Raw genomic sequence first — 12,956 nt, forward strand, 5'->3', positions numbered from 1 at the left:
GACCCCGGACCTCGAGGAAGGAAGCCCATGGCAGTACAGGAAGTGCGCGGGGTGGGGCACCCGGCATCCATGACGGCGGCTGGTACCGACGTGCCGCGCCGCACCCCCCGACGAAGAGCCAGGCGCAAAGCCTCGGCCATCGCCATGATGTTCGTGCTGCCCTACCTTCTCATCTTCCTCGCTTTCCGGATCGTCCCCGCGTTCGGTGGCATGGGGCTGAGCGTTTCCGACTACTCCCTCAGCGGGGACCTCTCCTACGTCGGGGCCGAGAACTTCGCCCGGCTCTTCACTGACGACTTGTTCTGGAACGCACTGCGGGTCACCATCGTCTACTCGCTGATCGCCGTCCCGTTGGTCGTCATCGTGTCACTCTTCATGGCGCACCTGGCGTCCCGGTCGATCCGCGGCATCAAGGTGTACCGAGCCGCGTTCTTCCTTCCAGTCATTACCAGCCTGGTGACGACTGCGGTCATCTGGCAGTGGATCTACTCGTCTGAAGGGCCGCTCAACTGGTTCCTCGGCGTGTTCGGCATCGGCCCGGTGCCGTGGCTGGCCAGCAGTTTCGCGGTCTTGCCGTCACTGGCTGTGGTCGCCGTCTGGTCCCGTTTCGGTTACGACATGCTCATCCTCATGGCGGGCATGCTCGACATCCCGCAGGACTACTACGAGGCGGCCGGCCTCGACGGAGCCAACGCCTGGCAACGGTTCAGGTACATCACCCTGCCAGGGTTACGACGACCACTGTTCTTCGTCGTCATCTTGGAAATCGTGACCTCGTTCCAGGTCTTCGACCTCATCTACGTAATGACCGGCGGTGGTCCGGTCACCGCGAGTTATTCGTTGGTCTTCATGATCTACGACCAGGGTTTCGGGTACTTCAACTTCGGATACGCGAGCGCCGCTGGCGTGGTCCTGCTCGCGATCACGCTGGTCGTCTCTGCTGTCCAACGCCTCTACCTCAAGGACGAAGACTGATGACAACCGGCACCGTGACCTCTGCACAGAATCCGGCGAAGCGCCGTCCTCGACCGTGGCTGCGACGCAGTTCCGCACATCTGCCGCTCATCATCACCGCGGTGGTGACACTATTCCCATTCTTCGTCATGCTCGTGATCTCCGTCCAACCCGGCAGGGCCATCGACCTGCCTGGTTCGTTGTGGCCCGAGAGTTGGGACTTCAGCGAGTTCACCAGGCTGCTCTCCCGTGGTGAGATGACGACCTGGATCGTCAACACGGCGATCTATTCCGTGGTGTCGGTCGTCCTCGTGCTGGCACTGGCTTCCATGGCCGCCTACGCCTTCGCCAAGCTGAGCTTCCCCGGCCGGAGAGCGGTCTTCCTGTTGATGGTCGCGATGCTCATGGTCCCCTACCACCTCACGCTGATCCCGAAGTTCATCATGGTCTCCGAGATGGGTGGCCTCAACAGCCACTGGGGCCTGATCCTGCCTACGCTCGCCAATGTCCAGGCGCTGTTCCTCATGCGCCAGTTCATTGCCGGCATCCCCAATGAGCTGATGGAGGCCGCGCGGATCGACGGCGCAGGAGAATTCCGAATATTCTGGCAGATCATTCTGCCGCAGACCAAGCCGATTCTCGCGACGCTGGGGGTCTTCGTATTTCTATGGCACTGGAACGACTTCCTGTGGCCGTTGGTGGCGAACACCGAGTCAGCGATGTACACGCTCACGGTCGGCCTTTCGTCTCTCAACGAGGAGCAGACGTCGCTCGCAGTGACCATGGCCGGCGCCGTGATCACCTTTGTCCCGATCTTCGTCATCTTCCTGCTCCTGCAGCGGTACTTCGTCCGTGGCGTAGCAATGAGCGGGATCAAGTGACCCGGATCGATCTCTCCGCGACACCCGGGCTGCTCGAACTGCTCTTCACCGAGGGGCAACTCGAGGAGCTCCGGTCGCTCGGAGAGCTCCACCTGCATCTCGATCCCGCGCACCTCGCCACCGAGCTGGCGGGCAGCACGCTCGATGTGGTCGTCACCACGTGGGCGACGCCGCCCGTCCGAGAATGGACCGGCGGCAGGGCACCGAAGCTTCTCGCCCACACCGGCGGAACGGTGCGTCCGCTGTTCGGCGACGACGGCGTCCCAGCGGGTTGCTTCGTCGTGCAGGCATCGGCTGCCATGGCCGATGGCGTCGCTGAGCTCGCGCTGGCAATGTGCCTCGTTCTGCTGCGACGGCTGCACACTTTCGACCGTGCATTGCACGGCGCGGAAGGCTGGTCTGCAGTCGCCGACGTGCACGGCCGCGAGCTAGCCCACCAGCGGATCGGCATAGTCGGCGCGTCCCGCACCGGACGAGCGTTCATCCGGATGCTGGCGGGCGTAGGCGCCCTGAAAATTCGGGTGTACGACCCCTACCTCACCATGGCCGAGGCTGCTCGGCTCGGAGTGGGCAAGTCCGACCTAATCGAACTGCTTGAGTGGACCGACGTGCTCGTGCTCCACGCTCCCGTCACGCCGGAGACAACCGGGATGATCGGCCCTGATGAGTTCGCGCTACTGCGAGACGGTGCCGTCGTCGTGAACACGGCACGTGCGGCCCTTATGGACGAGGCCGCACTGGTGGCCGAGGCCAGATCCGGGCGACTGCACTTCGGGCTGGACGTATTCCACCACGAACCCCTTCCAGTGAACTCCCCGCTGCTGGCTCTGAACAATGTCTACATCGCACCACACCGTGGGGCAGCCACCGTCGAGGCACGGCACCAGCAGGGCCAGATCGTCCTCGACGAGATCGCCCGGTTCCAGAAGGGGCACCCGCTCCACCACCCCGTCACGCCGGAGCTGTACCACCAACTGTCCTGAGCAGATCCACGCAATCCCCGAGAGGAGCCCATCCATATGGCACGCCACGTCACAGTCAGCTCGGTCTCTGCCTACCCGTTCGTGGCCGACCCATCGACCAGCCACAAGGCGCTCCTCGACGCGCTGATCAGCTTCTGGCGCGACCGCATCGCCACCGTGTTGCCGGATCGCCCGGACCTGATCGTGCTTCCCGAGCACGGCGACCGGCCGTTGGCGCACTGGTACCCGCTCCAGCACTTCCCCATCGAGCAGATCGCTGATTTCACTGCTTACAAGGGCAACCTGCTCCGGGACGCACTCAGCGAGGTCGCCGCCGAGCACCGCACGCGCATCGCGTACTCGGGCTACCGCATCGACGATGGCGACCGGCTGCGGAACTCGACCCAACTGATCGGCACTGACGGCAGCGTCGTCGGCGCCTACAACAAGAACTACCTCACTATCCCTGAACACAGAGACCGCGGAGTGACGTACGGCGAGCAGATGCAGGTCATCGAGACGGACATCGGTCGGATTGCACCGGTGATCTGCTTCGACCTCAACTTTGAGCAAGGTCTGGCCGAGCTGGCACCTCTACGTCCGGAGATCATCCTCTTCTCCTCCGCCTACCACGGCGGCTTCATGCAGCAGTATTGGGCCTACACCTGCCGGTCCTACTTCGTCGGCTCGGTTCAGCCACCCAACCCCTCAGCGATCATTTCGCCGGTCGGGGATATCGTCGCATCGTCAACCAACTACTACCCGGATGTCACGACCCGGATCAACCTCGACTATGCCGTGATCCACATCGACGAGAACCACAGGCGTTTCGCCGACATCAAGCGCGCGTACGGCCCGAAAGTACGCATTCACGACCCGGGTCAGGTCGGGTTCGTGCTGCTCACCTCCGAGAGCGAGAACCTGTCCGTCGCAGAGGTCATGGCCGAGTTCGGGCTCGTGGACATCGACGACTACTTCGGGAGAAGCGAAGGTGCCCGTCGCCGCAGCCTCACCGCCGGGCCGGTGGTGAAGTCAGGATGATCTAGGTACCCCACCCGCCACTTTACGAAGGCGACCCCAGAGAATTGGCACGGCCACGGCGGCGACCCGGCACCGACGGCGTAAGGTCACCCATGTGAGCGCTCCCACCCTCATCCTCGCCTCTGCCTCCCCAGCACGGGCAGCCCTGCTGCGGACGGCCGGTATCGAGCCGGACATCCAGCCGGCGGACGTCGACGAGGAGGCACTCCTCGCTGACGCTGCCCACGAGTCGGGAGGACGCGCAGTGCCCGTCCGAGAGGCCGTTGCCCTGCTCGCCCGCGCAAAGGCGGAAGCGGTGGCCGGTCTGCTGGCAACCACCGGCCCCACGCCCGCTCCTGGCCCGGCACACCACACAGGCCCCGCCGGCGCGTCCGAGGAGGGTGACGCCGTCGTGATCGGTTGTGACTCGCTGCTCGAACTGGACGGTGAGGCCCTGGGCAAGCCGTACGAACCCGAGCGTGCACGCGCGCGCTGGCGCCAGATGCGTGGACGTTCGGGAACCCTGCACACCGGGCACCACCTGATCCGCGGTGGCGAGCGCGCCCACGCGGTTTCCAGCACCGTGGTGCACTTCGCCGAGCTGAGCGACGCCGAGATCGACGCCTACGTGGCCACCGGAGAACCACTCTCGGTGGCCGGGGCGTTCACACTCGACGGCTTCGGCGGCGCGTTCGTGACCGGCGTCGAGGGCGACCCGCACGGCGTGGTCGGGCTGAGCCTGCCGCTGGTGCGGGTGCTGCTGGCCGACCTGGGGTTGGCATGGACGGACTTCTGGAGAATCACCTGACCGGCACGGGCCCGCGCGGTTACGTTGAGATATGGCCTATCTGCGCGACCCCCATCTCCACGGCGATCTGCTCACCTTCGTCAGTGCCGACGACGTCTGGCTCGCCCCGCTCACCGGTGGACGAGCCTGGCGCCTGACTGCCGATGCCGCACCGGTGCGGCGCCCGCGCTTCTCTCCGGACGGCCGTCATATCGCGTTCGTCTCCACCCGAGACGGGCACCCGGAAGTGATGGTGGCCGACGTCGAATCAGGACAGGCACGACGACTGACATGGTGGGCCGGACCTGTCACGATCATGCTCGGGTGGCGCGATGCCGAGACGATCCTGGTGGCATCCAATGCGGGTGAAGCGATCATCCGACACACCGTGATCAAGGAAGTGCGCATCGACGGCTCGAGCGAGCGGCTCCAGATCGGCGCAGCATCTGGGCTAGCAATCCATCCGGACGGGTCGATGGCGCTGAGCACGTTCAATGCACGCGGGCCGGCGCACTGGAAACGCTACCGGGGTGGAACAGCCTCCCGCCTGTGGCTCAGGCGCGAGGGGACGTGGACGCGCCTCCTCCCGGACGAGCACGCCGCACTCGTGGATCCGCTCTGGCTCGGTGACTCACTGGTGTTCACCTCCGACCGGGCCATCTCCGAGCCTTCTGCGGAACAGGCCAACCTGTGGTTGTGGGACACGCCCGGCCACGGAGAGCCGAGGCGCCTCACGCGGCAGGGTCCAGATCAGGGATATGTGCGCGACGCTAGCACCGACGGCGCCCGGATCAGCTGGCACTCCCGTGGCCAGCTGTACGTGCTCGAGAACCCCGACGGCGACCCTCGCCCTGTGGAAGTCACGCTCCCAGGGAGCCGGCCGGCCACCGTCATGACACCGACCACGCGACTCGACGCCGTGGCTGCGGACCATACCGGTGATCACAGCGTGGTGATCTGGCGTGGCCGGGCAGCGTGGCTGGCGCATCGGGACGGACCCGCGCACGTGCTGGCGGCCGACTCCGGGATCCGCACCCGGGAACCGGTGGTGCTGGGACGTACCGGACGGGTGGCGTTGGTGACCGACGCCGACGGCGAGGATGCCCTGGAGATCCACGCAGTGGACGGCTCTGCGGCGCCGGAACGCACCCTGAGCGGGCGTCTGGGCCGGGTCCTGCATCTGGCGTCCGACCCGGCCGGGACCCGGTTGGCCTCGATCTCCCACGACGGCTGGTTACGACTGGTCACGCTCCGGACCGACCACGCGGACGTCCAGGTACGGGACGTCATCCGGTCCGCCTACGGCGAGTCGCTGACGCCGTCGTTCTCCCCGGACGGCCGGTATCTGCTGTGGTCCGAGCCGACCGAGCTGGAGTCGCAGCAGCACCGGGTGATGCTGCTGGACACCGCAGGGCAGCATGAACCGGTGGCTCTGACCACGGGGCAGTTCCACGACCGCGATCCGCAGGTCACCATGGACGGCCGGCACGTCGTGTTCCTCTCCGACCGGACGTTCGATCCCCAGTACGACACGCATGCCTTCGCGCTCTCGTTCGCTGGCTCGACCCGGCCGTGGCTCATCCCCCTCTCCGCCCGGGAGCCAGCACCGTTCGGACCGACGGTGACGGGCCGGCCGTTGAACACGAAGTCGGACAAGGACGACGGCGATGCACCCGGACATCCTCCTGCCTCCCCCGAGCTGGACCTGGCAGGTGTGGAGGAACGGATCACCCCGTTCCCGGTGCGCTCGGCCCGGTACCGGGATCTGCGGGTGGTCGACGATGGTGTGGTGTGGGTGATGCACAAAGACGAGACCGGCGAACTCGGTTCCCGCAGAGCTGGTGTGGACGGTGACGCGGATACCGATGAGATCCAGCGATGGTCCTTCACCGAGCGCACACTCACCACGATCGTGGACAAGGCCACCTCCTACTGCGTCTCCGGCGATGGCAAGCAGCTGGTCGTGGTGCATGACGGCGCCGTGACGGTGGCTCCGGCGACCCGCAAGCCCAACGACGAGGACCACAGCGTCGTCCAGGTGGACCTGTCGCGGCTGCGCGTGCCGCTGGAGCCGGCCGACGAATGGCGGCAGATGTTCGACGAATGCACGCGCCTCATGCGCCAGCAGTACTGGCGCGAGGACATGAACGGGATCGACTGGAGCGCCGTGACCGAACGGTGGCGACCGGTCGTGAACCAGGTGAGCAGCCACGACGAACTCGTCGACGTCCTCTGGGAGACCGTTGCGGAGCTGAACACCTCCCACGCCTACGTCATCCCAGCGGAGGGGGCCGAGGGCGAGACTCCTGGCCGCCGACTGGGCCTGCTGGGCGCCGATCTGAAGCCGGCAGCGGATGGCTGGCAGATCGTGCGCATCCTGCCCGGAGAGAGCAGTGAGCCGGCAGCTCGCTCGCCACTGCTGTCGGCTGGTGTGGACGCGCGGGTCGGCGACCTGCTGGTGGCCGTGGATGGTGTACCGATCGGGAGTGCGGGGCCGGGACCGTTACTCGTGGGAGCGGCCGAGAAGCCCGTGCAGCTGACGCTGCGCAGAGACGGCCGCGACCGGCAGGCGGTCGTGGTGCCACTGGCTGATGAGGAGGTGCTGCGCTATCAGGACTGGGTCCGGTCACGCCGAGAGTATGTCCATGACCGCAGCGACGGCCGGCTGGGCTACCTGCACGTACCGGACATGATGAGCAATGGCTGGGCACAACTGCACCGCGATCTGCGGCTCGCCGCCCGCGCCGAGGGGATCATCGCCGACGTCCGCTACAACCGCGGCGGGCACACCAGCCAGCTGGTGATCTCGAAGCTGGCGGCCCGCGTGGTTGCGTGGGCGACGGCCCGGCACGAGGATCATGCCGCGACCTACCCGGATGCAGCCCCGCGCGGTCCGGTGGTGCTGGTGGCGAACGAGTTCTCCGGTTCGGACGGTGACATCGTCAACGCTGCCGCCCAGGCTCTTGGCGTCGGCCCCGTCGTCGGTGTCCGCACCTGGGGTGGGGTGATCGGGATCGACGGCAGGTACGACCTCGTCGACGGCACCACGGTGACGCAGCCGAAGTACGCCTTCTGGGTCGACGGGAAGGAGTGGGGGGTGGAGAACCATGGCGTGGATCCCGACATCACAGTCGAGCACACGCCGGACCAGTTGTTCGCCGACGACGACCCGCAGCTGGACGGAGCGATCGCCGAGGCCCTGGGCCGGCTCGGGCGACGACCGGCGGCAACGCCACCACCACTGCCCCACCCCCGTCACAACTGAGCCGACGTGACCAACACATGACCGGCGACACACGTCGCCTTTGTGTCACCCGGACTACAGTTCCTCCCGGACACCCGGCGAAGCGCCGACACATTTGTCGGTAACCTACAAATTCGCGAGGACCCACTTGAGCGCGCGAACAGACTTCCGCCGCCCGGGCGCCGTGGTTGGGTAGGACGAACCTTCGAGTACTAGCGTGGGCTGACGCCCATCGCGTCGCTGGATCGTCGGTGCCCGCAACGCCCCGCCCAGCTGCCTGACCGATGAACACGAGGAGAATGCATGTCGACGAGCGCAGCGCCGGAAGCATCGAAGGCCCGATGCGGCAAAGTGCTCATCGCCAACCGCGGCGAGATCGCCGTCCGGGTTGCGCGCGCCTGCCGCGACGCGGGCCTCGCCTCCGTCGGTGTCTACGCCGACTCCGACCGCGACGCCCAGCATGTGCAGCTGGTCGACGAGGCGTTCGCGCTCCACGGTTCCCGGGCCGCCGAGACGTACCTGGACATCAGCAAGATCCTCGATGTCGCCCGGCGATCCGGCGCGGACTCCGTGCATCCCGGGTACGGATTCCTCTCCGAGAACGCCGATTTCGCCCGCGCGGTGATCAACGCCGGTCTCATCTGGATCGGACCGCCGCCGGCCGCCATCGACGCCCTCGGCGACAAGGTCAGCGCGCGGCACATCGCCCAACGCGCCGGCGCCCCGCTGGTCGCCGGAACCGCGGACCCGGTGTCCGATGCCGGCGAGGTGCACGCCTTCGCGGCCGAACACGGCCTGCCGATCGCGATCAAGGCAGCCTTCGGTGGTGGCGGCCGCGGCCTGAAGGTCGCGCGCACCGCCGAGGACATCGACGGCATGTTCGACTCCGCCGTCCGGGAGGCCACCGCCGCGTTCGGCCGGGGTGAGTGCTTCGTCGAGCGCTTCCTCGACCGTCCCCGCCACGTGGAGACCCAGTGCCTGGCGGACGCCTACGGCACCGTCGTCGTGGTCTCCACCCGCGACTGCACCCTCCAGCGCCGCCACCAGAAGCTGGTGGAGGAGGCGCCCGCACCGTTCCTCACTCCGGAGCAGGACGCCCAGTTGCGCGAGGCGTCGATCGCGATCCTGAAGGAGGCCGGTTACCGCGGCGCCGGCACCTGCGAGTTCCTCATCGGCACCGACGGCACGATCTCCTTCCTCGAGGTCAACACCCGCCTGCAGGTGGAGCACTGCGTCAGCGAGGAGATCGCGGGGATCGACCTCGTGCGTGAGCAGTTCCGCATCGCCGACGGCGAAGAGCTCGGCTACACCGAGGTCACCACCCGCGGGCACTCGCTGGAGTTCCGCATCAACGGTGAGGACCCGTTCGGCAACTTCCTCCCCTCCCCTGGCACGATCAGCTCCCTGCGCTGGCCGTCGGGCCCGGGTGTGCGCGTGGATTCGGGCATCGTCGCCGGTGACACCATCTCTGGTGCGTTCGACTCGATGCTGGCCAAGGTCATCGTCACCGGCGCCACCCGCACCGAGGCCCTGCAGCGGGCCCGTCGCGCCATCAGCGAGACTGAGGTCACCGGCATCCCCACCGTGCTGCCCTTCTTCCGTGCGGTGCTCGCCGACCTGGAGTTCGCGGCCGACCGGCTCGAGGACTTCTCCGTCTACACCACCTGGATCGAGAACGAGTTCGCTGCGCGGCTCGCCGCCCAGGCCGAGGGCGCCACACCCGTCCCCGCCGCGGCGCCGGCCGAAGCAGACAGTGACGTCGAGCGGGTTGTCGTGGAGGTCGGCGGCAAGCGCCTCGAGGTGGTCCTGCCCGCAGGCTTGAGCATCGGCGGCGCCGGTAAGGGACGTCAGGCCCGCCGCCCCGCGCGCCGCTCCAACGGCAAGTCCGCTGCCGCGGTCGCCGGGGGCAATGCTCTCGCCTCCCCCATGCAGGGCACCATCGTGAAGGTGGCTGTGGCCGACGGTGAGCTCGTTGCTGAGGGCGACCTGGTGGTCGTGCTGGAGGCGATGAAGATGGAGCAACCGCTGGTCGCACACCGGGCCGGGCGGGTGCACGGCCTCAGTGCCGCGGTCGGGCAGACCGTCAGCTCCGGCTCGGTGATCTGCCAGATCGACGAGATGCCCGAGTCCGGCGACTGACGTCACGCCCGGGACGAGCCGGGAGACGCAAGTACGCTGAAGACGTGCCCGACCAGCGCCCCCATCCCAGCCGCCCAACCGACTGGCGCCCCGAGGGTCCCTGGGAGGGCTGGGTGGAGTGCGGCTGCGGTGCGCGCCATTGGGGGCACAGCGGCGCCGCCGGCCTGCTGATCCTGGACGCAGGTGACGGGCGAGGGAACTGGACGGACGCCGTCGGACGGGTTCTCCTGCAGCACCGCGCCAGCTGGACACACTTCGGCGACACCTGGGGCATCCCGGGTGGCGCCCTGCGCCCGGGCGAGACGCCGTGGGCGGGCGCGGTGCGGGAGGCGGCCGAGGAGGCCGGAGTGGACCCCACCTCGCTGACACTGCTCGCCACCCGCACCCTCACCCACCCTGACTGGAGCTACACCACTGCCCTGGCGCTGGCTACGGGCCCGTTGACGGCGCACCCCACCGACGCCGAGAGCGCCGACATCCAGTGGGTCACCCAGGCGGAGGTGACCGGCAAGCCGCTGCTGCCCGCCTTCGCCGACGCCTGGCCGACGCTGCGCGAGATGCTCATGCGCCGGCCAGCGCTGGTGGTCGATGCGGCCAACGTGGTCGGCTCCCGGCCGGACGGCTGGTGGAAGGACCGCGCCGGCGCCACCGAGCGCCTGCTGGCGCGGTTGGAAACCCTGGCCCACGACGGCGTCCCTTCAGCCGTGCTGGATCTGCCCGGTGATCTGTGGTGGCCCGAGCTCGTCCTCGTCACCGAGGGGGCGGCGCGAGCGGCCGGGCCTGGGGATCGGGTGCGGGTGGTGGCGGCGCCCGGGGAGGGGGACGACGAGATCGTCGCTCAGGTGCAGGCGTTGCGCGAGGCCGGTGCCGATCCGGTGGTGGTGGCCACGGCGGACCGGGGGCTGATCGCCCGGGTGAGCGCACTCGGCGCCGGGCACACGGGCCCGCGCAGCGTGTAGACGCGCGCTGGCAGCGGTCGGCTGGGCAGACTGCGCTCGGTAGTCTGGACCCATGACACGCACCGCCTGGGGAATCGGACTCGCCACCATCACCACCGACGACCAGACGCTGGACGTCTGGTACCCGAACCCTGGGCTGGGGGACGAACCCGCGCAGAGCAGCGGGCCCTACGGTGTGCCCGCCGATCTGGCCTCGCTCGCGACGATCGACCGGGCGCGCGGCACCCGCCAGGTGGTCGAGCACCGCAGCATCGATCTGGACGCCGCACCGGCCGACACCGCGGACGCCTACCTGCGCCTGCACCTGCTCTCCCACCGGCTCGTGCAGCCGAACTCAATCAACCTGGACGGGCTGTTCGGGGTGCTGCCGAATGTGGTGTGGACCTCCGCCGGGCCGTGCGCGGTGGCCGACTTCGAGAAGACCCGGCTGGCGCTGCGCGTGGCGCGCAAGGGCGCGCCGATCACCGTCTACGGCGTGGACAAGTTCCCCCGGATGGTCGACTACGTCATGCCGACCGGGGTGCGGATCGCCGACGCGGACCGGGTCCGGCTGGGTGCCCACCTCGCCGAGGGCACCACCGTGATGCACGAAGGGTTCGTGAACTTCAACGCCGGCACACTCGGCGCCTCCATGGTCGAGGGTCGCATCTCCCAGGGGGTGGTGGTCGGCGACGGGTCGGACATCGGCGGCGGCGCCTCGATCATGGGCACACTCTCGGGTGGCGGCACCCACAAGATCGCCATCGGCCAGCGCTGCCTGCTCGGCGCGAACGCAGGGCTCGGGATCTCCCTCGGCGACGACTGCGTGGTGGAAGCGGGCCTGTACCTGACCGCCGGGTCGAAGGTGACGCTGACCGGCACGGGGGATGTCGTCGCAGCGCGGGACCTCTCCGGCACTCCCAACCTGCTGTTCCGCCGCAACTCCACCACCGGTGCGGTGGAGGCGATCGAACGCAGCGGGGCGGGGATCGAGCTGAACTCCGCGCTGCATGCCCAGTAGGCGCTCGCGTACCCGGCGGGTGGTGCGGCGCGCGGTCGTGCTGCTCGCCGCGCTGGGACTCGTGGTCGCTGGTGGTGTGATCGTACTGAACCACGTGAACGACGCCCCGCCGATCGTGCAGCGGTGCATCGCCTCCGACGACGACCGGTCCGCGGCGCTCGACCCGGAGCAGTCCGGCAATGCCGCGCTGATCGCGGCGATCACCCTCGAACGGGAGCTGCCCGCCCGAGCGCTGACGATCGCGTTGGCGACCGTGATGCAGGAGTCGCGGGCGCGCAACCTCGACTACGGCGACCGCGACTCACTGGGCATGTTCCAGCAGCGCCCCTCCCAGGGCTGGGGCAGCGAGGAGCAGGTGCAGGATCCGCACTACGCCACGCACGCCTTCTACGACGCGCTGGTGCGGGTGGACGGCTACCAGGACATGGAGATCACTGTCGCCGCGCAGGAGGTGCAGCGCTCGGGCTTCCCGGACGCCTACGCCCAGCACGAGACGCTGGCGCGGCTGTTCGCCTCGTCGTTGACCGGGTATACCTCGGGTGGGGTCATCTGCCGGCTGGCGCCGGCGAGCCCGGTGGAGCAGGCGGAACTCGTCGAGGCACTGCCGGCCCGGCTCGCGCTGGACCTGCCCTCGCTCACGGCCTCACAGGAGGACCACGACGGCGGCCCTCACCTCCTCATCGACGTCACCGCCCTCGCGGGCGAGCCGGAGCGGCTGGGCTGGGCGGTGGCGTCGTGGGCGGTGATGACGGCGCAGGTCACGGGTGCCTCGGAGGTGTCCGTGGCGGGGCAACGCTGGGTCCGCGACGACGGGGCGGATGCGGCGTGGGAGCCGGTGCCGGAGGGGCACCCGGCGGTGCGCGACCCGGTGGGGATCGTGCGCATCAGCTAGCGGGCGACCGCGTCCGAAGAGCATGTCCTTACCTCGCGCGGCAGTGCTGCACTACCGTTTGCGGCAGTTCTCCGCTACATCATGCGGCAGCACGCGCAGACGACGCTCTCCGATTCAC

Annotated in this window: 10 protein-coding genes; all 10 read left to right on the forward strand. The window is 68.4% G+C overall.

Annotated elements, in window-relative coordinates; genetic code table 11:
- The first annotated feature begins 27 nt into the window (after nucleotides 1–27).
- The gene (locus IM660_RS14345) at nucleotides 28–975 is read left to right on the forward strand and encodes a carbohydrate ABC transporter permease (RefSeq protein WP_246464964.1); all 948 of its coding nucleotides are present in this window, start codon (nucleotides 28–30) and stop codon (nucleotides 973–975) included.
- Entirely contained in the window at nucleotides 975–1,835 is an 861-nt protein-coding gene (locus IM660_RS14350) for a carbohydrate ABC transporter permease (RefSeq protein WP_193496493.1), read from the forward strand. Before IM660_RS14345 ends, IM660_RS14350 begins: the two co-directional genes overlap by 1 nt.
- On the forward strand, nucleotides 1,832–2,818 hold the full coding sequence (locus IM660_RS14355) for a hydroxyacid dehydrogenase (RefSeq protein WP_193496495.1): 987 nt from the start codon (nucleotides 1,832–1,834) through the stop codon (nucleotides 2,816–2,818). Before IM660_RS14350 ends, IM660_RS14355 begins: the two co-directional genes overlap by 4 nt.
- Nucleotides 2,819–2,854: 36 nt before the next feature.
- Complete coding sequence (locus tag IM660_RS14360) at nucleotides 2,855–3,838, forward strand: carbon-nitrogen hydrolase family protein (RefSeq protein WP_193496496.1); 984 nt, start codon at nucleotides 2,855–2,857, stop codon at nucleotides 3,836–3,838.
- A 94-nt stretch (nucleotides 3,839–3,932) separates the two neighbouring features.
- Nucleotides 3,933–4,625: a Maf family protein gene (locus IM660_RS14365; protein WP_193496498.1), complete on the forward strand. Its 693-nt coding sequence runs from the start codon at nucleotides 3,933–3,935 to the stop codon at nucleotides 4,623–4,625.
- 31 nt (nucleotides 4,626–4,656) lie between these two features.
- Nucleotides 4,657–7,869, forward strand: coding sequence for a S41 family peptidase (locus IM660_RS14370; protein ID WP_193496500.1), 3,213 nt, complete (start codon nucleotides 4,657–4,659; stop codon nucleotides 7,867–7,869).
- 282 nt (nucleotides 7,870–8,151) lie between these two features.
- Nucleotides 8,152–9,987, forward strand: a complete 1,836-nt coding sequence (locus tag IM660_RS14375; RefSeq protein WP_193496502.1) for an acetyl/propionyl/methylcrotonyl-CoA carboxylase subunit alpha — start codon at nucleotides 8,152–8,154, stop codon at nucleotides 9,985–9,987.
- A gap of 44 nt (nucleotides 9,988–10,031) precedes the next feature.
- Nucleotides 10,032–10,946: an NUDIX hydrolase gene (locus IM660_RS14380; protein ID WP_193496504.1), complete on the forward strand. Its 915-nt coding sequence runs from the start codon at nucleotides 10,032–10,034 to the stop codon at nucleotides 10,944–10,946.
- Nucleotides 10,947–10,998: 52 nt separating this feature from the next.
- A complete protein-coding gene (dapD, locus tag IM660_RS14385; protein WP_193496506.1) occupies nucleotides 10,999–11,946 on the forward strand; it encodes a 2,3,4,5-tetrahydropyridine-2,6-dicarboxylate N-succinyltransferase in 948 nt (315 codons plus the stop codon).
- Nucleotides 11,936–12,838, forward strand: a complete 903-nt coding sequence (locus IM660_RS14390; protein WP_193496507.1) for a hypothetical protein — start codon at nucleotides 11,936–11,938, stop codon at nucleotides 12,836–12,838. Before dapD ends, IM660_RS14390 begins: the two co-directional genes overlap by 11 nt.
- Nucleotides 12,839–12,956: the final 118 nt, after the last annotated feature.

Source organism: Ruania alkalisoli, from assembly GCF_014960965.1.
In the GTDB taxonomy this organism is placed as follows: domain Bacteria; phylum Actinomycetota; class Actinomycetes; order Actinomycetales; family Beutenbergiaceae; genus Ruania; species Ruania alkalisoli.